We start from the raw sequence: 25,982 nt of genomic DNA, 5'->3' as shown, positions 1-25,982 counted from the left end.
GCAATGCGGAATGGCCGCACCATCCCCATATAAGTGCAGGAAGGACGACCTTCTCCTCACATTGTCAGCCGCGGGGACGACCCTGCCTTATCTGGAGGGTTCGTTATGGCTTGGACCATTCTGTTCACCGCTGGTCTGCTCGAGATCGGCTGGGCGATCGGGCTGAAATATACCGAGGGTTTCTCGCGGCTGGTGCCGTCGGTGCTGACGCTGGCGGCGATGGCCGGCAGCGTGATCCTGCTCGGCATCGCGCTGAAGACGCTGCCAATTGGAACCGCCTATGCGGTCTGGACCGGGATCGGCGCGGTGGGCACCGCGGCGCTCGGCATCATCCTGCTCGGCGAACCGGCGACTGCGATGCGGCTTGCCAGCATCGGGCTGATCGTTTCCGGCATCGTCGGGCTAAAGCTCGTCGGGTAATCACTTCAGGATCTGCACCGCCCAATAGGTCAGCGCGGCGACTGCCGCAGACGCCGGGATCGTGATGACCCAGGCGTAGACGATCGAGCTCGCCACACTCCAGCGCACGGCGGAGAGCCGCCGTGCCGCACCGACGCCGACGATGGCGCCGGTGATGGTGTGCGTGGTCGACACGGGAACCCCGAGATAGGTCGCCATGAACAGAGTTACGGCGCCGCCGGTCTCGGCGCAGAAGCCCTGCATCGGCGTCAGCTTGGTGATCCGCAGTCCCATGGTGCGGACGATCCGCCAGCCGCCCATCAGGGTGCCCAGCGCCATTGCGCTCTGGCAGGCCAGCACGACCCAGAACGGAATCTCGAATTTGTCGCCGAGATGGCCCTGCGAGTAGAGCAGCACGGCGATGATGCCCATGGTCTTCTGTGCGTCATTGCCGCCATGGCCGAGCGAATAGAGTGATGCCGAGGCGAATTGCAGGATCCGGAAGGCGCGATCGACCGCGAACGGCGTCGAGCGCACCGAAAGCCAGGACACGATCGCAACCAGCACCAGCGCCAGCAGGAAGCCGACCAGCGGCGACAGCACGATCGCGAGCAAGGTCTTGGTGAGCCCGCTCCACACCGCCGCCGAGATGCCCGCCTTCGCCATGCCGGCACCGACCAGACCGCCGATCAGCGCGTGCGAGCTCGACGAGGGAATCCCCAGCGCCCAGGTGATCACGTTCCAGACGATCGCGCCGACCAGCGCGGCGAAGATCACGGTCGCGTCCACCACCGACGGATCGATGATCCCGGTGCCGATCGTGTTGGCGACGTGCAGGCCGAACACCAGGAAGGCGACGAAGTTGAAGAAGGCCGCCCAGAACACCGCGTATTGCGGCCGCAGCACGCGGGTCGAGACGATGGTCGCAATCGAGTTCGCGGCATCGTGCAGGCCGTTCAGGAAGTCGAACAGCAGCGCGACCGCGATCAGAATGGTCAGAACCGGAAGACCCAGCGTGGCGTCCACGTGATGGCCCCGCTTTATTGGGCTTTTTTGAGCATGATCTCCGCGCAAACGCTTCGCGTTTGTCGCATGGAAAACCGCTGCACACTTTTCCGGATCATGCTCAGACCTGTTCAATCACGATGGAGTTGATCTCGTTGGCGACGTCGTCGAAGCGGTCGGCCACTTTCTCGAGGTGATCGTAGATCTCCGCGCCGACAATGAAGTCCATCGTGTTGGCGTCGCGATGCTTCAGGAACAGCTCCTTGAGTCCGATATCCTGGAGATCGTCGACCCGGCCCTCGAGCTTGGTCAGCTCCTCGGTGATCTGGGTCAGCATCGAGACGTTGGGGCCGATCGACTGCAGCAAGGGCAGCGCGCGGCCGACCAGGTTGGCGCACTCGACGATCAGGCCGCCCATTTCGCGCATCGGCGGCTCGAATTCGCGCACCTCGAACAGCATCACCGCCTTCGCGGTCGCCTGCATCTGGTCGACCGCGTCGTCCATCGCGGTGATCAGGTTCTTGATATCGCCGCGGTCGAACGGGGTGATGAAGGTGCGACGAACCGCGGTCAGGACCTCACGGGTGACGCTATCGGCGTCGTTCTCGAACTGATTGACGCGCTGGCAGAAGACCGGGGTCTCGTCTCCGCCCTTCAGCATGTCCTGCAGCGCCAACGCGCACCGCACGGAGGTCTGGGCGTGGCGGGCGAACAGGTCGAAAAACCGCTCTTCCTTCGGCAGAAAGGCGCGAAACCAGCGCAGCATGTCTCAGTTCCATCGTTCCGGGACAGCCCTTTTAGCGACTGTCACAGAACTGTCATAGAGCATCTGGCGGGGAAAACACCGGGATCGACCGCCCGAACGGGCGGTCGTCCACCGCTATGTCAGCCGAAAACGCTGATCTCTGCCCTACAGCGACCGCCGCAGCAGGTGAGCGAGCTCACCAACCAGGCCGCGCCGGAACAGCAGCACGCAGGCCACGAAGATCACGCCCTGGATCACCGTCACCCACTGGCCGAAGCCGGCGAGATACTGCTGCATGGCGATGATCACGAATGCGCCGACCACCGGGCCGAAGATTGTGCCGAGGCCGCCGACCAGCGTCATCAGCACGATTTCACCGGACATCGACCAGTGCACATCGGTGAGCGAGGCATTCTGCGCCACGAACACCTTCAGCGAGCCGGCAAAGCCCGCCAGCGTGCCCGACAGGATGTAGGCGAGCATCTTGTACTGGTCGGTCTTGTAGCCGAGCGAGATCGCGCGCGGCTCGTTCTCGCGGATCGACTTCAAAACCTCGCCGAACGGCGAGTTGATGGTCCGGTAGATCAGCAGGAAGCCGGCGAGGAAGCCGACCAGCACAACGTAGTAAAGCACCATCGGCTTCGAGAGGTCGAAGATCCCGAACAGGTGCCCCTGCGGGATGCCCTGGATGCCGTCTTCACCATGGGTGAACGGCGCCTGCAGGTAGAGGAAGTAAAGCAGCTGCGACAGCGCCAGCGTGATCATCGAGAAATAGATGCCCTGGCGGCGGATCGAGATGAAGCCGGTGATGAGACCGAGCAAGGCCGCGGCAGCGATGCCGGCCAGGATGCCGAGCTCGGGCGGCAGTCCCCACACCTTCAGCGCATGCGCCGAGACGTAGCCCGCGGTGCCGAGGAACATCGCGTGGCCGAACGACAACAGGCCGCCAAAGCCGATCAGCAGGTTGAAGGCGCAGGCGAGCAGCGCAAAGCACAGCGCCTGCATCACGAAGAAGGGATAGATTCCCGTCCACGGCACCACCGCCAGCAACGCCGCCATCACGGCGAACACGATCATCTCATCGCGCATCGCGCGCGGCGTCATCGGAAGTGTATCGTCGGTCAATGCTGACATATCAGGCTGCCCGTCCCGTCAGTCCCGTTGGCTTCACCAGCAACACCAGCACCATCAGAACAAACACCACGGTGTTGGAGGCCTCGGGATAAAAATACTTGGTCAGTCCCTCGATCACGCCGAGCGCGAAGCCGGTGATGATCGAGCCCATGATCGAGCCCATGCCGCCGATCACGACCACCGCGAACACCACGATGATGAGATCGGCGCCCATCAGCGGGCGGACCTGGTTGATCGGCGCCGACAGCACGCCGGCGAGCGCGGCGAGACCGACGCCGAGCCCGTAGGTCAGCGTGATCATGCGCGGCACGTTGATACCGAAAGCGCGCACCAGCGTCGGGTTCTCGGTGGCGGCGCGCAGATAGGCGCCGAGCTGGGTCTTCTCGATCAGGAACCAGGTGGCAAGACACACCGCGAGCGAGAAGATGACGACCCAGCCGCGATAGATCGGAAGGAACATGAAGCCGAGATTCATGCCGCCCTTGAGCTGATCCGGGATCGAATACGGCAGACCGGAGGAGCCGAAATAGTTCTGGAACACGCCCTGAATGATCAGCGCAATGCCGAAGGTCAGGAGCAGTCCGTAGAGATGGTCGAGCCCGGTCAACCATTGCAGCATGGTGCGTTCGAGAATCATGCCGAAGATCCCGACCACGATCGGCGCGATGATCAGCGCCCACCAGTAGTTGATGCCGCCCAGATTGAGCAGGAAATACGCCACGAAGGCGCCCATCATGTAGACAGCGCCGTGCGCGAAATTGATGATGTTGAGCATGCCGAAGATGACGGCGAGCCCCAGACTGAGCAGCGCGTAGAACGAGCCGTTGATCAGTCCTACCAGAAGCTGTGCGTAGAGAGCCTGCATCGAATGAGCTTTCGCTAGATAGATGAAGCCCGCCGGCCACGCGCATGGCCGGCGGGCATGATCGTCACTTCTTCAGCAGCGCACAGGTGCTCTTGTCGAGCGGCGTGAAAGCCTGGTTGCCCGGCACCGTGCCGACCAGCTTGTAGAGGTCCCACGGCCCCTTGGACTCCGAGGGCTTCTTCACCTCGAACAGGTAGGCGTCGTGGATGACGCGGCCGTTGGCCTGGACCTCGCCCTTGCCGAACAGCGGATCGTCGGTCGGGATCGTCTTCATCTTCGCGACCACCTTGGCGCCGTCATGCGGATTGCCGCCGAGCGCTTCCAGCGCCTTGAAGTAATGCGTGAGGCCCGCATAGACGCCGGCCTGGACCATGGTCGGGGGAGCGCTGTTCTTCATCCGCGCCGAGAAGCGCTTCGAGAAGGCACGGCTGTTGTCGTTGAGGTCCCAGTAGAACGTCTCGGTGAAGTTGAGGCCCTGCGCGGTCTCGAGCCCGATCGCCTTGACGTCGGTGAGGAACAGCAGCAGCGCCGCGAGCTTCTGGCCGCCCTTGACGATGCCGAATTCGGCGGCCTGCTTGATCGAGTTGGTGGTGTCGCCGCCGGCGTTGGCGAGGCCGATGATCTTGGCCTTGGAGGCCTGCGCCTGCAGCAGGAAGGAGGAGAAGTCAGCGGTGTTGAGCGGATGCTTGACCCCGCCGACCACCTTGCCGCCATTGGCAGTAACGACGGCGGTGGTGTCGCGCTCCAGCGCCGCACCGAACGCGTAATCCGCGGTAAGGAAGAACCAGGTGTCCCCGCCCGCCTTCACCAGCGCCTGGCCGGTGGCGTGGGCCAGCATGTAGGTGTCGTAGGTCCAGTGCACCGTATTCGGCGAGCACTGTGCGTTGGTGAGATCCGAGGTCGCGGCACCCGAATTGATGTAGACGCCGTTCTTCTCCTTCACGACGTTGTTGACCGCGAGCGCGACGCCGGAATTCGGCACGTCGACGATGGTGTCGACCTTGTCGACGTCGAACCATTGGCGGGCGATGGTGGTGCCGATATCAGGCTTGTTCTGGTGATCGCCGGAAATCAGGTCGATGGTCCAACCCTTGGCCTTGAGGCCGGAATCCTCGATCGCCATCTGCGCCGCCAGCGTCGAGCCGGGACCGGCGAGATCGGCATAGAGGCCGGACTGATCCGACAGCGCGCCGATCTTGACCGTCTTGTCGAGCTTTTCCTGAGCGGAGGCGACGCTTGCGGCTGACAGCACCATCGCGGTGCCGAGCAGAAGCGCCGAAATCGTATTTTTCATGTCGTATTCCCTCGTCCTAAATTTTCTGGTTTCGGCGTTTCAAACGCCGAGATAGGTATGAAGCTTGTCCATGTTGGCCGACAGTTCGGAATTCGCGAAGCCGTCGATCACCTTGCCGTGCTCGACGATGTAGTAGCGGTCGGCAACGGTCGAGGCGAAACGGAAATTCTGTTCGACCAGCAGGATCGTGAAGCCCTGCGACTTCAGGCGCGCAATGGTGTGCCCGATCTGCTGGATGATCACCGGCGCCAACCCTTCGGTCGGCTCGTCCAGCATCAAAAAGCGCGCGCCGGTGCGCAGGATGCGGGCAATCGCCAGCATCTGCTGCTCGCCGCCCGAGAGCTTGGTGCCCTGGCTGGTGAGACGCTCCTTCAGGTTCGGAAACAGCGTGAAGATCTGGTCGAGCGGCAGGCCGCCCGGGCGCACCACCGGCGGCAGCAGCAAATTCTCGCGCACGTCGAGGCTGGCGAAGATGCCGCGCTCTTCGGGACAGAATGCGATGCCGAGCCGCGCGATGCGGTCGGAGGTGGCGCGGATGATCTCCTTGTTGTCGAAGCGGATCGAGCCCGAGCGCTTGCCGATGACACCCATGATCGACTTCAGCGTGGTGGTCTTGCCGGCGCCGTTGCGGCCGAGCAGCGTCACCACCTCGCCCGCCCTCACGTTGAAATTGATGCCGTGAAGAATGTGGGATTCGCCGTACCAGGCCTGCAAATCCTTGACCGTCAGCACCTCGGCGCCGGCCGCAGCCACGGGCTTCTCCGCCAATTTTGCCTCAGCCATGACCCGCTCCCAGATAGGCTTCCTTCACGCGCTCGTCCTTGGAGAGGTCGGCGTAGTTGCCCTCCGCCAGCACCTGCCCGCGCGTCAGCACCGTGATGATGTCGGAGAGGTTGGCCACCACCGAGAGGTTATGTTCGACCATCAGGATGGTGTACTTGGCGGAGATCCGCTTGATCAGCGCCGCGATCTTGTCGATGTCCTCGTGGCCCATGCCGGCCATCGGCTCGTCGAGCAGCATCATCTCGGGGTCGAGCGCGAGCGTCGTTGCAATTTCAAGTGCGCGCTTGCGGCCATACGGCATCTCGACCGCCGGCGTGTTGGCGAATTCGCTCAAGCCGACGTCGTTCAGCAGTTCATGGGCGCGCGGATTGAAGCGGTCGAGCACGCTCTTCGAGCGCCAGAAATCGAATGACGAACCGTGCTGGCGCTGCAGCGCGACGCGCACGTTTTCGAGCGCGGTCAGATGCGGGAATACCGCCGAAATCTGGAACGAGCGGACCAGCCCGAGCCGCGCCACGTCGGCCGGCGGCATCGCGGTGATGTCCTGGCCCTTGTAGCGAATCTGGCCGCCCGTCGGCTTCAGGAATTTGGTCAGCAGATTGAAACAGGTCGTCTTGCCGGCGCCGTTCGGCCCGATCAACGCATGGATACTGCCGCGACGCACCTTCAACGCGACGTCGCGAACGGCAAAGAAACCCGCGAATTCCTTGGTCAATCCGCTGGTTTCGAGGATGAACTCATCGGCCAAATAGATTCCCCCATACGCCATCGCCGCGAAGCCCGTCGCCCGCGTGGCCAGCTTTTTTCGTGTCCGACAGGTTGTCCGCACGTCTTGGAAACCGTCCGGAGACCTGTCGCCTCCGGGCCGGAATATGCCGTCATCTGCGGCGGTTACGCAAGGTGGAAAGCTGTGCAGTGCGGCATCGCCGCGACCGGTTCCGGTTGATCCTTAGTCGAATGGCATTTGGGTGCGTCTTACGCCTCGGGAAAGTGGCCGTTAACGGTGTTTTCCTCCAGACTCGCACTTTCATAGAATATTTGCGCCTCTCGCCGAAGCTCCGGTCATTGCATTATGAATGGCCAGAGCCTTGCATTTCGAGAGCGCCAATTCTTCGATCGTCAAGTCGATCACGCAGCGTGTGCTGCTGAACGCCTGGCTGCGCGCGGTGCGGATGCCGGACACCCTTCCTTTGCTGTGCGACTTCCATACCGACGGCACCGCCGACGAGCGCGCCGACATGATGGGTTTTGACGTGGTCGGCACTGGCGAAGCGGCCCGCTTCCTGATCACGCAGGAAGGCACGAGGCTGACAACCGCCTATGGCAACGAGGATGTCGAGCCACGGATGCGCACCAACCGCTATCTCGATGATGCGATCGGCCCGGATCGTTACGCCGGTGTGATCCGGTCCTATCGCGCCTGTCTCGCGAGCAAGCGCCCGACCTATACGGTTGCCGCGGTCACGGACGCCGACGGCAAGGACGTGTCCTATGAACGGCTGCTGCTGCCGTTCGGGCGCGGCGATGCCGTCGAACACATCATCGGCTCGTACAAGGCGATCAGCATCGAAGGCGGCTTCAGACTGCACAATCTGATGGGCGTGACGCCGAAGTCGGTCCCGGTCGTCACCGTGCGGGCGGTGATCGACCGCAGGTTCGTGCCCTCAGATCATCCGGCGAGCCAGGATTCAGTCGAGCTGATCTAGTTCGCGCGGACCGCGTCAGCCCTTCTTGCGCGCCTTCGCCGGCACTTCCTTGTCATAGATATCGGGCTTGAAGCCGACGACGCGCTTCGGCCCGAGATCGAGCACCGGCCGCTTGATCATCGACGGCTGCTCGGCCATCAGTGCCAGCGCCTTGCGCTCGTTCAGCCCTTCCTTGTCGGCATCGGGCAGTTTCTTGAAGGTCGTGCCGGCGCGGTTGAGCAGCGTTTCCCAGCCGACCTCGTCGCTCCACTGCTTGAGCTTGTCCTTGGCGATCCCGGCGGTCTTGTAGTCGTGGAAGTCGTAGCCGACGCCATGATCATCAAGCCAGCTGCGCGCCTTCTTCATGGTGTCGCAGTTCTTGATGCCGTAGATGGTGATGGTCAAAGCCGTTCCCCGCATGCGATTGCCGCGGGGAAACTAGCCCCGCCGCAACGACCGCGCCAGATCGGACCGTGCGGGTCTCCACACCGATCTTGCTGGCGCTCAATGCGCATAGTGTGTGAAGACGAAATCGTGATCGCTGGCATGGGCCTCGTGGCAGGCGAAACACGTCTCGTGCTGGGCGGCATCGACCGGCTTGCCGTCGATGAAGCGGCCAAAACCCCAGCCGCCGGTCGAGGCATATTTGGCGGAATCCTTGACCATGACCTGGACGGTTGTCGCCGCCCCCGTGATGAAGGCGCCGTTGAGGCCCGCAACCGGCTTGCGCTTCCAGGCGAGCTTGACCAGCACGGTGCCGTCGGGGAATCGCGCAGCGCCGTCCTGATAGGCCTTCACCGCGGTCGCGTTGCCGAGCACACTGCGCAGTTCGTCGAGCCCGGTCTCCTCGCCGACCGCGATCAGCTTCCAGTCGCGATAGCCTTGTGGAATTTTCACGCCGAAGATCGGCGATGCCAGCGCCGCATCATCGGCATGCCCGACGGCAAACGGCAATGCCGCGCTGATGCACCCTGCCGCGATCGCGGCAGCTCCCCATTTCAAAACCTGTGTCATGATCCGATATCCACGCTCCGCTCAGACCTTGCTGACGTCGATGATGGCCTGGACGAAGGCCTGCGGCGCTTCCTGCGGCAGATTGTGGCCGATGCCGCCGGTCAGGAGCCGATGCTCGTAATGCCCGGAGAATTTCCTGGCATAGGCTGCGGGCTCCGGATGCGGCGCGCCATTGGCATCGCCTTCCATCGTGATGGTCGGGATGGCGATGACCGGCGCCTGGGCCAGCGTCTTCTCGAAGCCGTCGTACTTCGCTTCGCCCTCAGCGAGCCCAAGCCGCCAGCGGTAATTATGGATCACGATATCGACATGGTCGGGATTCTCGAATGCCGCCGCGCTGCGGTCATAGGTGGCGTCGTCGAAGTTCCACTGCGGCGAGGCAAGCTGCCAGATCAGCTTCGCAAAATCATGTCGATTCCTGGCATAGCCCTCGCGGCCGCGCTCGGTCGCGAAATAGAACTGGTACCACCATTGCAGCTCGGCCTTCGGCGGCAGCGGCACCTTGCCGGCCGCCTGGCTGCCGATCAGATAGCCGCTGACCGACACCATCGCCTTGCAGCGCTCGGGCCAGAGCACCGCCATGATGTTGGCGGTACGCGCGCCCCAATCATAGCCGCCGAGCACAGCCTTCTCGATCTTCAGCGCGTCCATCAGCGCAATGATGTCGGCGGCGACCGCGACCGGCTGGCCGCTGCGCATCGTGTCGCTGGAGAGGAAGCGCGTCGTGCCGTAGCCGCGCAGATGCGGCACGATCACGCGGTAGCCGGCCTCGGCCAGCGCCGGCGCGACGTCGGCATAGCTGTGGATGTCGTAGGGCCAGCCGTGCAGCAGGATCACCGCGGGACCGGAAGCAGGACCCATCTCGACATAGCCGGTATCGAGCACGCCGGCATTAATCTGCTTGACCGGACCGATCGAGGTATGGGCGCCAGCCTTGACCGCTGATGGCGCCGGCTTGGACTGCGCGCTGGCCGATCCGATCAAGCCGAACGGGGAAGTGGCGAGAATGCCGCCAGCGATGCCAAGCAAGCGGCGGCGTTGCTGATTGATGGATTGGGACATGGCGATCTCCTGCGTCTGCTGTCGGAATTGACTATTGCAGAGACCGGACCCGCCCGCTTTCAGGGGACGTTGAGTTGTCCTTCAGACCGTCGTGATTTTGGCCCCACGCCGCCTGTGCTAGGTTCCGCCACGGATTCAGCCACCGGCCGCCGGACCATCGAATTTGACTTACCGTTTCAACGACTTGACCCTCGATTCCGAGCGCCGGGAGCTGCGCCGCGGCGATGCCCTGGTGGCGGTCGAGCCGCAGGTCTTCGACCTCCTCGAATTCCTGATCCGCGCCCGCGACCGCGTGGTCAGCCGCGACGAGGTGCTGGCCGCCGTCTGGCACGGGCGGATCGTCTCGGAAGCAACGCTGAGCAGCCGGGTCAATGCGGCGCGGACCGCGATCGGCGACAATGGCGAGGCACAGCGGCTGATCCGCACCCTGCCCCGCAAAGGTCTCCGCTTTGTCGGCGATGTCAGGGAGGACATCGCGCCCGGTCATCGGATTGCTGATAGCGCCGGGGCGCGCCTGAGCGAGGGTCCGTCGATTGCGGTGCTGCCCTTCACCAATATGAGCGGCGACCCCGAGCAGGATTATTTCGCCGACGGCATCGCCGAGGACATCACCACCGCGCTCGCCCGCTGCAGCCGCCTCACCGTGATCGCGCGCAACTCCGCCTTCACCTACAAGGGCAAGGCGGTCGATATTCGCCAGGTCGGGCGCGATCTCGGCGTCGGCTATGTGCTCGAGGGCAGCGTCCGCCGCGGCGGCGATCGCCTGCGCATCACCGGACAGCTGATCGACGCCGTCTCCGGCGCGCATCTGTGGGCGGACCGGTTCGACGGCGCGGCGACCGACGTGTTCGACCTGCAGGACCGCATCACCGAGAACGTGGTCGGCGCAATCGAGCCGACCTTGCTCGTCGCGGAAGCCGAGCGGGTGCGGGCGGCACCGCCCGACAGGCTCGACGCCTACGACCTGCTGCTGCGCGCCTACAGCCTGCGCTACGAGTTCACGCCCGAGAGCATGATTGCGGCCCTCGATTGCCTCGACCGCGCGCTGGCGCTTGACCCCGCTTACGCGCCGGCGCTTGCGGCCTCGGCCTATTGCCACGCGCTGCGTCATTTCCAGGGTTGGCTGAAGCCGAACGATGCCTATCGGGATCGCGCGGTTGCGCAGGCCTGGCGCGCGGCCGAGCTCGCGCCCAGCGATCCGCAGGTGCTGTGGATGGCAGCCTTTGCGATCTGGAACATGGCCGACGAGATCGAGCCCGCGCGCGAATTGTTCGAGCGATCGCTTGCGATCAACCCGAACTCGGCGATGGCGCTGGTGCTCGGCGGCTGGATCGAGGCGATGCGCGGCAACCAGAAGGCCGGCCGCGCGATGATCGAGCGCGCGCAGCGGCTGAACCCGCGCGACCCGCGCGGCTGGTTCGCCTCCGCGGCGCTGGCGATCTGCGCGGTGCTCGACCGGAATTTCGCCGAAGCCGTGATCTGGGCCGACAAGGCGCTGGCGCAGAACCGCCGCTTCGCGGTGGCGTTGCGCGTCTTGATCGTGGCACTGGTCAAGACCGGCGAGAACGAGCGCGCGACCCAGATCGCGCGCGAACTGCTCAAGGTCGACCCGGACTTCACGATCTCCGGCTTCCTGTCACGGAGTCCATTCCCGGTGGAATCGATGTCCAAGATCTATGTCGAGACTTTGAAGGCGGCCGGCGTTCCGGATTGATGCTGCCTGAGGATTTGCTCGTGGAGAGGAGCTGAACCAACGTGTCTGTGCTGGGGTACGACACCCGTGAAGACTCGGATGTTGAGATTTTCGCCCGTGAACGCTCGCACGCGGACATTCTCTCGGCTTCCGCTCGCGACAGTCATGCTGAGCTGGGGAGCCGCTTCGGCCAGGCGATCCAGCCGACGACTATTGATAGTATCGCCACGATAAGCGGCGGCGCTCCGTGCCCGTACTCGCCGTGGAGGGTGACGGTCGCGAGCGCCGCCAACATCACGGCGCAGCCGAGCGCCGAGCCCCACAGCCGCGTCCGTTCCCGCGCCAGCAGAACGGCGGTCGTGAGCTCCAGCGATCCGGTCACGAAATGGAACCAGTGCGGGTATCCCCACCGCAGATACTCCTCGTAGATAGACCCAGGGGCGAAGATGTTGCTGAGCGATCCCGCGACGAAGAAAGCTGCAAGTGCCAAGGCCGAGACCTGGCGCCAGGAAATCTTTGACATTTGTCGAACCTTTTCTGACAGGGCGTCGCGGAGGTCGCGCAAGAGACGGCCTGGCCGCGACGCATTCATTCCGAAGGAGATGCGAATTTCCGGAGCAGGTCCGAAGTCGTATCTCATCGCTGATCCGCGGACCTACGCCGTGGCGGCCTTCTGGGCCGCCGCGAAGACATCGCGGGGAAGCGTTGTGCCGGCGACGTGCTCCGTGCCGGCGACGCCGAGATCCATCCAGCCCGCATTGACGGCCTCGAACATCGCTTCAGCCGGTCCGGTTTGGCCCTTCGGGATGCCGAACTGCTCGAACGCTGCCGGCCACTCGGCCCGCGGGACAGGGAAGGCCTTGACTTCGCGCTGCATGACATCGCCCAGTTGCGCTGCGACTTCATCCGCGCTGACCATCGAACCAAGTTCGATGACGCGATGCCCCGACCACGCCGGCCCGGTCAGCAGCGTCGCCACCTCGGCACCGATGTCGTTCGTCGCGACCATCGTCGATTTCCGGCTGGTCGGATTGTAGTAGACCGGGAGCGCGCCGCCCTGGGCGACCTGCAGGCCATAAATGAAGTTCTCGAAGAACCCGCCGGCGCGCACGAGAGCGACCGGCGACGCCAAGTCGCGAAAGCCTTGTTCCAGCAGCGACAGCGCGGTGATCATTCCCAGCCCGCTGGTCCGGTTCGCCCCCATCGACGAGAGCGCGACCACACGCGGCGGCGCGGCCTTGGTCAGCACCTCGACATAGTTCGCGATGACGCCCTTGGCTTCCTTGAAATCCGGCGAGGGGGCCCAGACTGCTGGCAGCATGACGAACGCGCCGTCGACGCCGTCGAGCGCCCGCTCGATCGCTGCCGTGTCGTTCCAGTCGCCGTCCACCAGTTCCACGTCCTGGTCCATCCAGGCCGCCGCCTTCTCGCGACTGCGGACCAGCGCGCGTACCCTCTTACCGCGGGCCAACAAATGCCTGGCCGTTGCGCCGCCGACTTTTCCTGTGATTCCCATGACTAGAAACATGCGTATTCTCCCGGTGCTAGATGGCCTATATTCTAGGGTAGGTCTCACATAGAGACCTTCGACCTGCACCGTAAGGAGGCAGTTTTTTGTAACCAGGAGAGAAAAAGGGGACCAGCATGAGCGACGCATTGAGCGCGATCGAGCGATTCAGCCGATATCAATCGGACGACGCCCAGTCAGCGGAACCCGTACATTGCCCGGTGCGCGACGTGCTCGACTGCATCGGCGACAAGTGGAGCATTCTCATGATCATGACGCTCGCGACGCGACCGCAGCGCTTCGGCGAGCTTCGCCGAGCCATCCGCGACATCTCGAAGCGCATGCTCACCCAGACGCTGCGCGATTTAGAGCGCGACGGACTTATCACCCGCCATGTCTTTCCGACCAAGCCGCCGAGCGTTGAATATTGCCTTTCCCCGCTAGGCCAATCCCTGCTGGACCCGATGGCGAGCCTCATCGATTGGGCCGACCGTCGTTATTCCGATATCCATGCAGCGCGCGTCCGCTTTGACGGAGCATCCTGTGATGTCCAGCGCCAGTAATCTGAAACAGCAGTTCGCATCATCGCAAGTGCGAGGTCTGGCGGCGTGCTTCAGATGGAGATACCAGCGACCGGCTCGTTGACTCAGCAGCAGCGCACCAAACGGCGATCAACGGAAGTGGCATTGCCTAGGTAGGATGAGTTAGTCGCCTTGGATTTGGCAACGGGCCGCCTCGAAGTCGGTTAGATCATGTCGGCTCATACCGCGCGAATTGTTCGAGCGATCGCTTGCGATCAACCCGAACTCGGCGATGGCGCTGGTGCTCGGCGGCTGGATCGAGGCGATGCGCGGCAACCAGAAGGCCGGCCGCGCGATGATCGAGCGCGCGCAGCGGCTGAACCCGCGCGACCCGCGCGGCTGGTTCGCCGCCGCGGCGCTGGCGATCTGCGCGGTGCTCGACCAGAATTTTGCCGATGCGGTGATGTGGGCCGACAAGGCGCTGGCGCAGAACCGCCGTTTCGCGGTGGCGCTGCGCGTCTTGATCGTGGCGCTGGTCAAGACCTGCGAGAACGAGCGCGCGACCCAGATCGCGCGCGAACTGCTCAAGGTCGATCCGGACTTCACGATCTCCGGCTTCCTGTCACGGATTCCATTCCCGGTGGAAATCGATGTCTGCGACCTATCGCGAGACGCTGAAGGCCGCCGGCGTCCCGGACTGACGCCGCTCTGAGGACGCGACGATCGTTCACCCGCGGTACGCCGCGCGGCTTGTTTGGCAGCATCGGCGTGATGACCCTAAGCGGAGCTTGGACTTGTCGCGCGTTGGACTAGTTTGCGGGTTGTGGCTCCGGGAATTTCCATTTGCCGCTTAGGATTTCGGCGCGAGGGCGGTAGAGCCTTACCGTATAGTTCCATCCCTTAGTGGTTGGCAGACAGTTAGGCACTTTGCCGTCGCATCCGCCGAACTGGATCGCAATGGATCCATCGCCACTCTTTTGGGCCGTGAGGTTATTGAGCGTGTACGCATTGTAGGTGTTTTTCTCGAAGTAGCCGTTCGCATTGTAGACGCTGACAGACCAAAAGTCATCGACAGGCACATCCTTCACTTGGAGCTTGTAAACTGTGGTTCCGTCGTTCTTGGTGGGTGTGATGTTGAGATACGTCGCGTCCTTGTCCGGATTGCCGCCCCATGCCGCAGCCGTTGCGACCAAATGTCGTACCGGATCAACCTGCTCCTTCGTTCCGAAAGCTCTCTTGAAGTCAGGTATCGTCGAACTGAGCACCAGAAGCGCGTCGCGAACCTTCTTCTGGTTTGCGGCATCCCACCTCGGTATCTCGAACCTGCCGATGCTCTTCTGGCTCACTTGGATCGCGTCCTGCAGCGCGTGAACCCGTTCAACATCCTTCGGGTCGGCAGGGTTTACCAATGTGCGAATGGCGAACACGACATACCGTGTGCCGATTTTTTCCTTTGTGAGGGTATGAGAGCCTCCTCCGTAGAACACGGATGGCGCATAGTGGTCTTCATTGATGACCAGCAAGGACATGAAGCGCTTGCCCGCATCGGGAAGCGTAACGCTCACAGGACCAGCGTCGAGATCAAAAACGCCTGACGAATACAAGGTGTCGCGATTGAGACGAATTACGGTCTGATTGTCTATTGAGGCGGGTTCGCGGCGGTGAATGAGCTTTCCGAAGCCACCATCCTTGACGATATTGCCCATGTATAGGTCAGTTTCGGCGCGGGTAAAATTATCGACGGTGACTGGCATCTCGCCCACGGGCGACTGCTCGGCAGATTGTGCATGACCCACCCTGACGGCGAACGATAAGATCACAGCGCAAATGATAGATTTGACTTTCATTTACCTCGTTCCTTTGTATTCTTCTCAAGGTGGCAGCATCGCAACTATACTCGAAAATGGTGACCTTGCTATCCGGACTTCACAACCATGAGAAATGCGACATGCGTAAGTTGCTGATGGGTGCTCTTACATTGCTAACTGCCGCAACCCAGATACCCGCCTACGCGCAAAGCCAGTCAGCTCCGGCGTATTCCGCCAAAGTCCCAAGCTACATTCAGACGCCCGATAAGGTTGAGACCCGGCTAGGAACGTTGAAGTTCTTTGACGGACTCCCTGATCAGGAAACGGTGCAGAAGGTTTACGACAATATTGACTACGCCCGTGGCACCGAAGCATTCATGGCCGGAATGCCAGCCGCCTCCGTCTACGCGATGTGCGAGGGGCTCGACCAAGTTGGCGCGAAGCGAAATCAGGGAATGGCCATCACCCAAGAGTTGATGGATGCTCGCTCATTGTTTCTTACGGCCAACTCCACAACGGTCTATGTATTCTTCTGCATCGATCTAAGAAACGGGCCAGTGATCGCGGAAGTCCCGCCAGGCGTGCTGGGACCTGTTGACGACGCTTACTTTCGGTACGTGACAGACGTTGGACTGATCGGTCCGGACAGGGGCAAAGGTGGCAAATACCTATTCGTGCCGCCCGGATATACAGGCAACCTTCCAACGGACGGCTACTTTGTCACTAAACCTCCGACGTACAGCAACCTCATTCTTTACCGCGCCTTCGTTAAAGACGGCGACATCGCGGCGGCGGTGAACAATGTGAGGAACAACGCGCGCGTTTATCCTCTCTCGGCGGCGGCAAATTCTCCCACTACCACGTTTGTCGACACGTCCGGGAAGCAGTTCAACACCGTCCATGCCAACGATTTTCATTTCTATGAGGAACTGAATGCAGTGATCCAAGCCGAGCCTGCCGACGCATTTGATCCTGAAACGGTGGGGCTGTTCGCTTCGATCGGTATCAAGAAAGGCAAGTCGTTCGCACCGGACGCACGGATGAAGGCAATCCTCACCGAAGCGGTCGCGGTCGGCAACGCGACGGCGCGAGCTATGGTGTTCGCTCCGAGAGATGAGCGAGCCAAGTTCTATCCCGATCGCCAGTGGAACAATGGCTTTATCGGCAACAGCTATCAATTCCTAGACAACGGCGAGCGAATGCTCGATGCGCGCACGATGTTTCATTACGCCGCAACCGGCATAACGCCCGCAATGGCCGACGCGAAGCCGGGCACGGGATCGGCCTATGCGTTCACCGTACGCGATGCAACAGGGACCTATCTCGACGGCGGGAAGACTTACAAGATTACGCTCCCCGCCCCGATCCCGGCTGGTCAGTTCTGGTCATTCACGGTCTATGACAACCAAACCCGCTCGATGCTCGAAACTGATCAGAAGTTAGCCGGCCTCGACAGCAACCAGCCCGGTATCGAGAAAAATGCTGACGGGTCTGTGACGGTGTGGTTCGCACCTAAGGCACCTGCCGGACATGAAGCCAATTGGGTCCAAACCACGCCGGGCAAAGGTTGGAACTCGCTGCTGCGTCTCTACGCGCCACTCCAGCCTTGGTTCGATAAAACTTGGAAACCGGGTGATTTCGAAGTCCAGTGAAGCCATCAGGGTCGCTCCTACTCGTGCACACTCGTTCGGAACGCTTGTCTGCTTGTGGCCCTTCGGCAATCTCGGGAGATGTCCGCTTTTCCGCCGCTGTTGGGGGTTAAGCGGACATCGTGCGTCGGCCGCTTAATGAGCGCACGGCCTACTAGTTAGCTAGCTAGTCAGTATTACGCCAGGCGCTTGGCCGCTCCGATGAAGCGCGCACTACAGTCCCGGTGATCTCGCCGCCCAAGCCTTGGTGTCCTGGCAGCTTTCCATCGCTCGGACGTAGGCAGGGCGTGCCGTCGTGCGGGCGAGATAGTCCCGCTCGGTCGAACCGGGGATGTAGTTGCCGGTTCGCAGGCCGAGCAGGAGGGCGTAGCTCACCGAGATATCGGCAGCAGTGAATCGGTCGCCGGCGAGATAGGGGCAATCCGCGAGGCGGCGGATAACCAACCCCAGCCGGCTCTCGAAGGTCTCGAGTGCCCAGCGGGTAACCCGGGTATCTCGCTCGCCTTCGGGTGCCAGTTCACGACCGACAAAGACGGCGTTCATCGGCCCGGCGAGCCCGGCCTCGCCTAGGTGGAGAAATTGCAGATAGGAAGCGAAGGCGGGATCGTCCGGGGCGACGGCAAGCGAACCTGAGCCGTGGCGGGCGAGCAGGTACTCAAGAATCGCAATCGATTCGACCATGATCGTCTCGCCGTCCTGCAGTGCGGGAATGAAGCCGGCGGGATTGATCGCGAGGAAATCGCGATCATTCTCGACTGCGAGCAGATCGACCGCGCGCAGCCGATAAGCCAATCCTAATTCCTCGAGCAGCCAAACGATACGGAAGCCACGACCTTCGCCATAGACGGTGAGCATAGTTAAGCATTCCTGGATTGGGTTAGTGGATCGACCGTCCTTCCGATTCGTGGAAGAGCACCGCGCCCTTGCCCATTAGCAAACGTTCCGAAGGTCGCAGGGGGTGAGAAGCGGTCACTCACGTTCCAAGACCGGCGGCTTCCATGCGTCGATCGCCGTCTCTGGATAAATTTGCACCGAGCCAGGCTCGAAGTAGCTCTCGATCGCATATCCGAGCTTGGTCAAATCCGTACGATACCAACCAACGATTCTACCGCGCCATGATGCTCGCCCCTTCTTTGCGGCATAGTCACCCATTTGAAACTTTGCATCTGGGGGCCACTGATCGACCATCTCGCCTCCGACCGAATTGCTTTAAAAAGAAGACATTATGGCCGCCCCACCGACGTCCACAGAGCCGGCTCCGGAAATCTGAACAGGGCGATAAGTGGAGTTTCTGCCTGACGGCGGGCAAGATTGTCCCGCGAATCAGGAGAGACGATGACGAGACGCGCACGCCGGAACCACACACCGGCTTTCAAGGCGAAGGTGGCGCTGGCCGCTGTCAAGGGCGACCGAACGATAGCTCAACTGGCCGAGCACTTTGACGTTCACCCCAATCAGATTACGGCATGGAAAGCCCAGCTGGAGGGTGGAGCTTCCGGAGTTTTTGGACCCAGCAGCGCCGCGCCCGCCGTGCCTGCGATCGACGTGAAGTCGCTGCACGCCAAGATCGGAGAACTGACGCTGGAGAACGATTTTTTAGAAGGAGCGCTCACCAAGGCGGGATTGCTGAGCGCAAAGCGATGATCGACCGTGAGCACGATCTGTCGATCACCAGGCAGGCGGAAGTTTTGAAGATCAGCCGTAGCAGCGTCTATTATCTGCCGCGCCCGGTGTCGCCCGACGATCTCGCAACAATGCGACGGCTTGATCGGCTGCATCTGGAGTTCCCTTTCGCCGGTTCGCGAATGTTGCGAGGCCTGCTAGCTGCCGAGGGGTGCAAGGTCGGCCGCCGGCATGTCAAAACGCTCATGCGGCGGATGGGGATAGAGGCGCTGTACCGTCGTCCGCGCACCACCAAACCTGAGCCCGGGCACAAGATCTATCCGTATCTGCTGCGCGGCGTGGAGATCACGCGCCCGAACCAGGTTTGGGCAATGGATATCACCTACATCCCGATGGCGCGCGGCTTCGTGTATCTCGCTGTCGTGCTGGACTGGGCGACCCGCCGGGTTCTGTCGTGGCGGCTCTCGATCACGATGGAGGCGGCGTTCTGTGTCGAGACACTGGAGGACGCTTTGGCGCGTCACGGCAGGCCTGAAATCTTCAACACGGATCAGGGCTCGCAGTTCACCGGCTCGGCCTTCACCGGCGTGCTCGCCAGCAACGGCATTGCCATCAGCATGGACGGTAAAGGAGCTTGGCGGGACAACGTGTTCGTTGAGCGACTGTGGCGCAGCGTCAAATACGAGGAGGTTTATCTGCGGGCCTACGACAGCGTGTCCGACGCCCGCGCCTCGATCGGCCGATACCTCGACTTTTACAATGCCCGACGTCCACATTCGAGCCTTGACGGCGGCACACCGGATCAAGCCTACTTCAACCCGCTGCCAATCCGCATGGCGGCCTAACCCCGGCAGAGCCTCCACTTATCGACGCGGAGATTCTGTTCAGACAACCGGGACCAGCTCTCACAACGGGTCGACTTTGCCCCGTCGACCTCGGTCCGTAACCTGACGTTCGATGAGGCGGCAGTGCACGATAGCCCGTACCTAGCGGACTAAGTCCAGGGCTTGGTGCCCGCGCCTGACGGCGGCGATGATCTTGTCCGGATTGGCGGTCCAAGTGAAGGGTCCCAGCCCGGGTCCGAGCGGACACTTGCGCATTTTCTGAATATTAGAAATATATCCCTGAGTTGCCCGACATGTCAAGTTGCTCGGTCGAACGCCGGCCGCCGCCGGCCACTTTGCATGGGGTTGTTTTCGATATTTTGGCAGCGCCCCCTGCGACGGCCCCCATAACTCCATATTGCTCTAGCCCGATCCGCCCGGCTCCAGCGCCTCGCCGAGTTCGAGCGGGTGCGCCATGGTCTCGTGCAGCGCGTCCTTGTCGAGCTCGCCCTCGGAGAGGCTGATCACGACGCAGGCGACGCCGTTGCCGATCAAATTGGTCAGCGCGCGGCATTCGCTCATGAACTTGTCGATGCCGACCAGGATGGCGATCGACTGGATCGGAATATCGGGCACGATCGACAGCGTCGCAGCGAGCGTGATGAACCCGGCGCCGGTGACGCCGGAAGCGCCCTTCGAGGTGATCATGGCGATGCCCAAAATGCCGAGCTCCTGCCAGATCGTCAGATGGGTGTTGGTGGCCTGCGCCAGGAACAGCGTCGCCAGCGTCATGTAGATGTTGGTGCCGTCGAGGTTGAAGCTGTAGCCGGTCGGCACCACGAGGCCGACCACCGAGCGCGAGGCGCCGAGATGCTCCATCTTCTGGATCATCTGCGGCAGCACGGTCTCCGACGACGAGGTGCCGAGCACGATCAGGAGCTCGTCCTTGATATAGGCGATGAAACGGATGATCGAAAAACCCGCCAGCCGCGCGATCGAGCCGAGCACGATCAGCACGAACAGCACGCTGGTGAGATAGAAGGTGCCGATCAGCGCCGCCAGATTCACCAGCGAGCCGAGGCCATAGGCGCCGACCGTGAAGGCCATCGCGCCGAACGCGCCGAGCGGCGCGACACGGACGATCATGCGGATAATGCCGAAGAACATCTTGGCGGCCTTGTCGATCGCCTCCGCGATCGGCTCGCCGGGCTTGCCCATCAAGGCAATGGCAAACCCCGACAGGATCGAGATCAGCAGCACCTGCAGCAGGTCGCCGCGCGCGAGAGCGCCGAAGAAGCTGTCGGGGATGATCGCCATCAGATGGGCGACGATGCCTTCCTCCTTGGCCTTGGTGACGTAGGTCGCGACCGACTTCGGATCGATCGAGGCTGGATCGATGTTGAAGCCATGGCCCGGCTGCAGCACCTCACCGACCAAGAGGCCGACCGCCAGCGCCACCGTCGATACCGCCTCGAAATAGATCAGCGCCTTCAGTCCTACGCGGCCAACCCGCTTGAGGTCGCCCATCGAGGAGATGCCGTGCACCACCGTGCAGAAGATGACCGGTGCGATCATCATCTTGATCAGCGCGATGAAACCGTCGCCGAGCGGCTTCAACTCCTTGCCGAGGCCGGGATAGAAATACCCGATCAGGACGCCCGCCACGATCGCGATCAGCACCTGAACGTAGAGGATCTTGTACCAGGGCTGATGACGGTGATGGGTGGCGGGCTTGATCGCGTCTGTGGTCATGAGATGCCCCGGCTTGGATGAACTCAACTCATGCCATCTTGGCGGAGCGACGCGCAATCGACAATGCACATTCTTGTTCGGGCTAGTGCGGGGGCCGCAGGGCCTCAAGTTTCACCTCAAGCCCACACCTTATGTGCTCCGACTCTGCTGGAATGCGGCCTCGGCCGCGCCGACAATCCGACCGTCGATGCGCCGCCCAAACCTGCAGCCTAAGGCCGCTTGGGAATATTCAGCCCGCGTTCCACCGCCGGCCGCTTGAGGCCGCGCTCCAGCCAGGCCGCGACCTGCTTGAACTGGTCGAATTCAACGAGCTCGCGCGCGCCGTAGAAGCCGATCAAATTGCGCACCCAGCCGATCATCGAGATGTCGGCGATGCTGTATTCGTCGTCCATGAACCACTGCCGCGCGGCGAGATGCGTCTCCATCACGCCGAGCAGGCGGCTGGATTCGGCGACGTAGCGTTGCAGCGGCCGCTTGTCCTCATAGTCCTTGCCGGCGAATTTGTGGAAGAACCCGACCTGGCCGAACATCGGCCCTAAGCCGCCCATCTGGAAATGCACCCACTGGATGGCCTGATAGCGACGCGCCGCATCCGCCGGCAACAACTTGCCGGTCTTCTCCGCAAGATATTGCAGGATGGCGCCGGATTCGAACAGCGGCAGCGGCTTGCCGCCGGGACCGTTGGGATCGAGGATCGCCGGGATCTTGCCGTTCGGATTGAGCGACAGGAACTCCGGCGTCTTCTGGTCGTCCTTGTTGAAGTCGACGAGATGGACCTCATAGGGCAGCCCGATCTCCTCGAGCATGATCGAGACCTTCACGCCGTTCGGCGTCGGCAGCGAATAGAGCTGCAGGCGGTCCGGGTGCTGGGCAGGCCAGCGTTTTGTGATGGAAAAGGCTGACAGGTCGGTCATGTCGACATTCTTTGCAGGGTTGTTGCTTTGCATGGTTGTTGTTGGACGGCTAATGTACGGAGCTCAGTGAAAGTCGCAAGGTCGGCAACCGACACGGACGATCAACAGGACATGGGCGATCAACAGACAGGCGCAAAGCTCGGCCCTTCCGATGACGAACTCGCGACACACCCGACCGTGTTCGCCGCGAATGCGTTGGCCGGTCAGGTGGTCGTCGTGTCGGGCGGCGCCGGCGGCATCGGCCGTGCCATCGTCTGGCTGTTCGCGCGGCTCGGCGCTAACGTCGTCGTGATCGGCCGCAATGCCGACAAGCTCGATGCGCTGGTCGACAGTCTCGGCCATCGCGGCCTGAAGGCATCCGCGCATGTCGCCGATATCAGGGATCCCGACGCGGTCAACGCGATGTTCGATGCGCTGTGGGCCGTGCACGGCCGTGTCGATCATCTGGTCAACAGCGCCGGCGGCCAGTTCCCGCAAGCCGCAATCGATTTCACGATCAAGGGCTGGAACGCGGTCATCAACACCAACCTCAACGGCACCTGGCACATGATGCAGGCCGCGGCGCAGCGCTGGCGCGACCGCAAGCATCCCGGCAGCATCGTCAATATCGTCGTGGTCACGACCCATGGCCTGTACGGTATCGCGCACAGCATCGCGGCGCGCTCCGGCGTGATCGGGCTGTCGCGCGCGCTCGCGGTCGAATGGGCGCCACTGAGCATCCGCATCAATTGCATTGCGCCAGGCGCGATCGAGACCGAGGGCTGGAACGTCTATAGCGAGGCGGCGCGCGCCGCCTATCCGCGCTCCAACCCGATGATGCGCCCGGGCACGCCGTGGGACATTGCGGAAGCGGCCGTCTACCTCACCGCGCCCTCCGGCAAATTCATCACCGGTGAGATGCTGACCGTCGACGGCGGCGGCCAGCATTGGGGCGAGACCTGGACCACCGGCAAGCCGGACTATTTCAGGGGCGGCGAGTAACGCACGCATACCGGTCGCTGCCGCCCCCTCTGTCATTTCCCGTCGTCGAAGCTGACGATGACCGCCGCGTTCGCGATCAGGATCGGGTCGTTGCCCAGATCGGACGGGATTTCGAGCCCGCCCGCGATCGCCTTCACCGTCTTTGTGCCATATGGCAGTTCGTTGGCGACGGCAGCGGTATCGACCGCTTCGGGATTCGGCACCGCGATCGTGACATCGACGAACATGTCATTGGCGGTCTTGCCGAGCATGCGGAAGAAGCCGAGGCTGGAATGGCGGATCGCATCCGAGACCGCGCGCTTGGCGGCCTTGGTTGCGTCACGGCCGTGAACGTCGACGCCCATGCCTATTTCGGTGATACAGCGCACGCGTGTCATGAAGGCTTCCTGTTGTCGTTGGCGTGAGAGACCTTCACTCCTTCGGCTCCCGCGCCCGCGCCGTCAAGCCGGGTCCCTCGCGTCACCCACGCGCTTGTGATCGCCGCGCGCGAGCATCCACGCCGCGAGACCGGCGAGGATCGCCGCCGCAACGACCATGATGCTGGCCGCGCCCCAGCCCCACCCCGAGACGATGGCGCCGACCGCGATCGGGCCGGTCACCTGGCCGAAATTGCTGCCGGTCATCAGCAGCCCCATCATGACCGGCACCATCGCCGCCGAGCCCGCCGCCGCGGGTGCGGTCGCAAGCAACGTCGCCGGCATCAGGCCGCCGATCGCGGAGAACAGCAGGCACAGAAAGAATGCACCCCACCCGCCGAGCCCCGGCAGGAAGATGCCGAGCGCGGACGCGCCCATCACGAATGCCGCCACGACGATCAGCACGGTGCGGCTGACGCCGCGCGCAAGCAGATTGCCGGCGGCGAGATTGCCGACGACGTTGCCGGCCGCCGCCAATGCACTGAGGCCGCCGGCGCTCTGGCTGGAGACGCCGAGCCGCTCGGTCAGCAGGATCGGCAGGAAACTGAACAACGCAAAGAACATCAGGCTGTACAGCGCAAACAGCACCATCAGAAGCGCCGGGGTGCGGCGCCGCGCCAGCGCGGTCGCCTCCTGCATCAACCCGGCACGCGCCGGTCCGGTCCGCGATGCCACACCCGGCACGACGACGCTGGCGAGGACGAACAGCAGGCCGACAAACGCTGCACTGGCCCACCAGATCGCGCGCCAGCCATCGAACATCGGACCGGCGACCAGCGCCAGCGCGATCCCGAACGGCATCACGCAACTCCACACCGCCATGGTGACGTCACGCGCGCTGACATCGACGACGCGATCGAGCAATGCGGGGGCCGCGACCATCACGAGCAGGAAACCGAACCCTTCCAGCAGGCGCGATGCCAATAGCACCGCCAGTTGCGGCGCTAGCGCGCCTGAAGCCGCGCCGAGCGTGATGGCCGCAAGGCCGCATAGCAACACCCTGCGCGCGCCCACCGCGGCAATCACGACGCCCGCCGGGACGCTGCCGGCAAGCCCGAGCACCGCAAAGATGCCGGCGATTGTTCCAACGGCAGCGAGGTCGATGCCGAGGTTTTGTTGCAGCATCGACGCCGCAATCGGCACCTTCCCGACCTGCAGGGCGGCGCCGATCCCGCAACCGATCACAATGGCGACCGTCGCCCATCGCTTCGCCTCGCTGTGCTGCACCACGGCCGTCCCGATAGTCATGCGTCCACTCCGCCAGTTCTAATCATCACAAATAGCGTTTCCCGGCCATCGACAGGAGTGATAAGTTTTGCATCCAGTTGATCGATCTCATAGATCATGCTCGATAACCTCACGCTCGATCAGATCCGCGTCTTTGTTGCCATCGCCGAGAGCGGTAGCTTTCGCGCCGCCGCGACGAAGCTGGCGCGGGTGCAGTCCGCGGTCAGCCATGCCATCGCCAATCTCGAGGCCGAGCTCGGCCTCATGCTGTTCGATCGTTCCAGCCATCGCCCGGCGCTGACGGCGGAAGGCAAGGCACTGCTCGGCAACGCGCGCGACCTCCTGCTCCGCGTCGATGCGATGCGGGCGCGGGCCCACGGCCTTGGCGACGGCGTGGAATCGGAACTCGCGCTCGTCGTCGACACGCTGTTTCCGATCGCAGCCGTCGGCGCGGCGCTCACGCAGATGCGGGCGGCCTATCCGTCCGTGAGCGTTCGGCTCGCGGTCGAACCGATGGGCGGTCCGATCGCAGCCCTGACCGGACGGCGCAGCGCGCTCGCCGTCACCGTCGGCGAGGATTTTCGCGATCCCCGCGTCGCGCTAGAAGCAATTTGCGGCGTGCAGATGGTCGCCGTCGCCTCCGCAAGCCATCCGCTTGCGCGCCGCGGCCGCAAAACCGTCGCCGATCTTGCCGACCATTTGCAGATCGTGCTGTCGGATCCGACGCCGCTGTCGGAGGGCCGCAGCTTCGGCGTGCTCTCGCCGCAGATCTGCAGGGTGAGCAATCAGGACACCAAGCACGCCATGATCCTGGCCGGGCTCGGCTGGGGCCGGCTGCCGCTCTGGCAGGTGGCGCGCGACCTGAAAGAGCGCCGCCTGGTGCGGGTCGAAACCGGCGCACTCGGCCGCAATGCTGCGCTTGCAATGGAAGCCTATCTCGCCCACCGGCTCGACGAACCGCTCGGCCCTGCCGCGCGCGCGTTTGCCGATGCATTGACGCGGATCGCTGCGCACAGTCACACGTCGAAGATCAGTACGAGAGCACGCAAGAGAAGCTGAAGCACTGCCGGCGACAACGGAA

At 62.9% G+C, this 25,982-nt stretch carries 26 protein-coding genes and 2 pseudogenes; 9 read left to right on the top strand and 19 right to left on the bottom strand.

Going from position 1 to position 25,982, the window contains the following annotated elements; all coding sequences use genetic code 11:
* The first annotated feature begins 105 nt into the window (after window positions 1-105).
* Window positions 106-420: a quaternary ammonium compound efflux SMR transporter SugE gene (gene sugE, locus ABIB78_RS05260; RefSeq protein ID WP_429022269.1), complete on the top strand. Its 315-nt coding sequence runs from the start codon at window positions 106-108 to the stop codon at window positions 418-420.
* Here sugE and ABIB78_RS05255 read toward each other — a convergent pair whose 3' ends face one another.
* From ABIB78_RS05255 to ABIB78_RS05225, 7 genes are all read right to left on the bottom strand, one after another.
* Window positions 421-1,425: an inorganic phosphate transporter gene (locus ABIB78_RS05255; protein WP_429022267.1), complete on the bottom strand. Its 1,005-nt coding sequence runs from the start codon at window positions 1,423-1,425 to the stop codon at window positions 421-423.
* Window positions 1,426-1,525: 100 nt separating this feature from the next.
* Window positions 1,526-2,170: a DUF47 domain-containing protein gene (locus tag ABIB78_RS05250; RefSeq protein WP_429022265.1), complete on the bottom strand. Its 645-nt coding sequence runs from the start codon at window positions 2,168-2,170 to the stop codon at window positions 1,526-1,528.
* Between the two features lie 144 nt (window positions 2,171-2,314).
* Entirely contained in the window at window positions 2,315-3,283 is a 969-nt protein-coding gene (locus ABIB78_RS05245; RefSeq protein ID WP_429022263.1) for a branched-chain amino acid ABC transporter permease, read from the bottom strand.
* Window position 3,284: 1 nt separating this feature from the next.
* A complete protein-coding gene (locus ABIB78_RS05240; protein WP_429022261.1) occupies window positions 3,285-4,148 on the bottom strand; it encodes a branched-chain amino acid ABC transporter permease in 864 nt (287 codons plus the stop codon).
* 64 nt (window positions 4,149-4,212) lie between these two features.
* Window positions 4,213-5,442, bottom strand: coding sequence for an ABC transporter substrate-binding protein (locus ABIB78_RS05235; protein WP_429022259.1), 1,230 nt, complete (start codon window positions 5,440-5,442; stop codon window positions 4,213-4,215).
* A 39-nt stretch (window positions 5,443-5,481) separates the two neighbouring features.
* Window positions 5,482-6,225 carry an ABC transporter ATP-binding protein gene (locus ABIB78_RS05230; protein ID WP_429022256.1) on the bottom strand — a complete coding sequence of 248 codons (744 nt, stop codon included), beginning with the start codon at window positions 6,223-6,225 and terminating at the stop codon, window positions 5,482-5,484.
* The gene (locus tag ABIB78_RS05225) at window positions 6,218-6,973 is read right to left on the bottom strand and encodes an ABC transporter ATP-binding protein (protein ID WP_050419084.1); all 756 of its coding nucleotides are present in this window, start codon (window positions 6,971-6,973) and stop codon (window positions 6,218-6,220) included. Before ABIB78_RS05225 ends, ABIB78_RS05230 begins: the two co-directional genes overlap by 8 nt.
* A 328-nt stretch (window positions 6,974-7,301) precedes the next feature.
* Here ABIB78_RS05225 and ABIB78_RS05220 point away from each other — a divergent pair, with 328 nt between their 5' ends.
* Window positions 7,302-7,931 (top strand): hypothetical protein, encoded by a 630-nt coding sequence (locus ABIB78_RS05220; RefSeq protein WP_429022254.1) that lies wholly within the window; start codon window positions 7,302-7,304, stop codon window positions 7,929-7,931.
* A gap of 15 nt (window positions 7,932-7,946) precedes the next feature.
* Here ABIB78_RS05220 and ABIB78_RS05215 read toward each other — a convergent pair whose 3' ends face one another.
* From ABIB78_RS05215 to ABIB78_RS05205, 3 genes are all read right to left on the bottom strand, one after another.
* Window positions 7,947-8,315 (bottom strand): ArsC family reductase, encoded by a 369-nt coding sequence (locus tag ABIB78_RS05215; protein WP_429022252.1) that lies wholly within the window; start codon window positions 8,313-8,315, stop codon window positions 7,947-7,949.
* Window positions 8,316-8,414: 99 nt separating this feature from the next.
* Window positions 8,415-8,924 (bottom strand): cytochrome P460 family protein, encoded by a 510-nt coding sequence (locus ABIB78_RS05210; RefSeq protein ID WP_429022249.1) that lies wholly within the window; start codon window positions 8,922-8,924, stop codon window positions 8,415-8,417.
* Window positions 8,925-8,945: 21 nt separating this feature from the next.
* A complete protein-coding gene (locus ABIB78_RS05205) occupies window positions 8,946-9,986 on the bottom strand; it encodes an alpha/beta fold hydrolase (RefSeq protein WP_429022247.1) in 1,041 nt (346 codons plus the stop codon).
* Between the two features lie 163 nt (window positions 9,987-10,149).
* On the opposite strand from ABIB78_RS05205, the gene ABIB78_RS05200 reads away from it, so the two are divergent.
* Entirely contained in the window at window positions 10,150-11,700 is a 1,551-nt protein-coding gene (locus ABIB78_RS05200) for a winged helix-turn-helix domain-containing protein (protein WP_429022245.1), read from the top strand.
* Window positions 11,701-11,842: 142 nt separating this feature from the next.
* Here ABIB78_RS05200 and ABIB78_RS05195 read toward each other — a convergent pair whose 3' ends face one another.
* Window positions 11,843-12,319: a DoxX family protein gene (locus ABIB78_RS05195; protein ID WP_429022243.1), complete on the bottom strand. Its 477-nt coding sequence runs from the start codon at window positions 12,317-12,319 to the stop codon at window positions 11,843-11,845.
* Between the two features lie 15 nt (window positions 12,320-12,334).
* Window positions 12,335-13,207, bottom strand: a complete 873-nt coding sequence (locus ABIB78_RS05190; protein ID WP_429022241.1) for an NmrA family NAD(P)-binding protein — start codon at window positions 13,205-13,207, stop codon at window positions 12,335-12,337.
* A 116-nt stretch (window positions 13,208-13,323) separates the two neighbouring features.
* Here ABIB78_RS05190 and ABIB78_RS05185 point away from each other — a divergent pair, with 116 nt between their 5' ends.
* Window positions 13,324-13,749, top strand: coding sequence for a winged helix-turn-helix transcriptional regulator (locus ABIB78_RS05185; protein WP_429022240.1), 426 nt, complete (start codon window positions 13,324-13,326; stop codon window positions 13,747-13,749).
* Between the two features lie 205 nt (window positions 13,750-13,954).
* A pseudogene (locus ABIB78_RS05180) lies at window positions 13,955-14,408 on the top strand (tetratricopeptide repeat protein); the annotation flags it as partial.
* Window positions 14,409-14,516: 108 nt separating this feature from the next.
* On the opposite strand, the gene ABIB78_RS05175 reads toward ABIB78_RS05180, so the two are convergent.
* The gene (locus ABIB78_RS05175; RefSeq protein WP_429022238.1) at window positions 14,517-15,554 is read right to left on the bottom strand and encodes a DUF1254 domain-containing protein; all 1,038 of its coding nucleotides are present in this window, start codon (window positions 15,552-15,554) and stop codon (window positions 14,517-14,519) included.
* A 101-nt stretch (window positions 15,555-15,655) separates the two neighbouring features.
* Between ABIB78_RS05175 and ABIB78_RS05170 the strand changes: the two genes are divergently transcribed.
* Window positions 15,656-17,167 (top strand): DUF1254 domain-containing protein, encoded by a 1,512-nt coding sequence (locus tag ABIB78_RS05170; RefSeq protein ID WP_429022236.1) that lies wholly within the window; start codon window positions 15,656-15,658, stop codon window positions 17,165-17,167.
* 210 nt (window positions 17,168-17,377) lie between these two features.
* Here ABIB78_RS05170 and ABIB78_RS05165 read toward each other — a convergent pair whose 3' ends face one another.
* Together ABIB78_RS05165 and ABIB78_RS05160 are read right to left on the bottom strand one after the other, a co-directional pair.
* Window positions 17,378-18,019 carry a glutathione S-transferase family protein gene (locus tag ABIB78_RS05165; RefSeq protein WP_429022233.1) on the bottom strand — a complete coding sequence of 214 codons (642 nt, stop codon included), beginning with the start codon at window positions 18,017-18,019 and terminating at the stop codon, window positions 17,378-17,380.
* 114 nt (window positions 18,020-18,133) lie between these two features.
* Window positions 18,134-18,373, bottom strand: a pseudogene (locus tag ABIB78_RS05160) (hypothetical protein); the annotation flags it as partial.
* 126 nt (window positions 18,374-18,499) lie between these two features.
* On the opposite strand from ABIB78_RS05160, the gene ABIB78_RS05155 reads away from it, so the two are divergent.
* Window positions 18,500-19,632, top strand: a protein-coding gene (locus ABIB78_RS05155) for an IS3 family transposase (protein ID WP_429022231.1) whose coding sequence is annotated in 2 segments (ribosomal slippage) — window positions 18,500-18,755 and window positions 18,755-19,632 — 1,134 coding nt in all. Because the reading frame shifts where the segments join, the coding sequence is not laid out codon by codon here.
* A 402-nt stretch (window positions 19,633-20,034) separates the two neighbouring features.
* On the opposite strand, the gene ABIB78_RS05150 is transcribed toward ABIB78_RS05155, so the two are convergent.
* Window positions 20,035-21,363: a dicarboxylate/amino acid:cation symporter gene (locus ABIB78_RS05150; protein WP_429022228.1), complete on the bottom strand. Its 1,329-nt coding sequence runs from the start codon at window positions 21,361-21,363 to the stop codon at window positions 20,035-20,037.
* 209 nt (window positions 21,364-21,572) lie between these two features.
* Window positions 21,573-22,277, bottom strand: a complete 705-nt coding sequence (locus tag ABIB78_RS05145) for a glutathione S-transferase family protein (protein ID WP_429022226.1) — start codon at window positions 22,275-22,277, stop codon at window positions 21,573-21,575.
* Window positions 22,278-22,388: 111 nt separating this feature from the next.
* On the opposite strand from ABIB78_RS05145, the gene ABIB78_RS05140 reads away from it, so the two are divergent.
* On the top strand, window positions 22,389-23,258 hold the full coding sequence (locus ABIB78_RS05140; RefSeq protein WP_429022224.1) for an SDR family oxidoreductase: 870 nt from the start codon (window positions 22,389-22,391) through the stop codon (window positions 23,256-23,258).
* A gap of 32 nt (window positions 23,259-23,290) precedes the next feature.
* On the opposite strand, the gene ABIB78_RS05135 is transcribed toward ABIB78_RS05140, so the two are convergent.
* Window positions 23,291-23,635, bottom strand: coding sequence for a Lin0512 family protein (locus ABIB78_RS05135; RefSeq protein ID WP_429022222.1), 345 nt, complete (start codon window positions 23,633-23,635; stop codon window positions 23,291-23,293).
* 63 nt (window positions 23,636-23,698) lie between these two features.
* Window positions 23,699-24,922 (bottom strand): MFS transporter, encoded by a 1,224-nt coding sequence (locus ABIB78_RS05130; RefSeq protein ID WP_429022221.1) that lies wholly within the window; start codon window positions 24,920-24,922, stop codon window positions 23,699-23,701.
* Between the two features lie 96 nt (window positions 24,923-25,018).
* Between ABIB78_RS05130 and ABIB78_RS05125 the strand changes: the two genes are divergently transcribed.
* A complete protein-coding gene (locus ABIB78_RS05125; RefSeq protein ID WP_429022219.1) occupies window positions 25,019-25,960 on the top strand; it encodes a LysR family transcriptional regulator in 942 nt (313 codons plus the stop codon).
* Window positions 25,961-25,982 lie beyond the last annotated feature (22 nt).

The organism is Bradyrhizobium sp. I1.14.4, from assembly GCF_050435825.1.
Taxonomy (GTDB): Bacteria; Pseudomonadota; Alphaproteobacteria; order Rhizobiales; family Xanthobacteraceae; genus Bradyrhizobium.
Note: the sequence above shows the minus strand (reverse complement) of the source record. Positions and strands in the feature narration are given on the sequence as shown.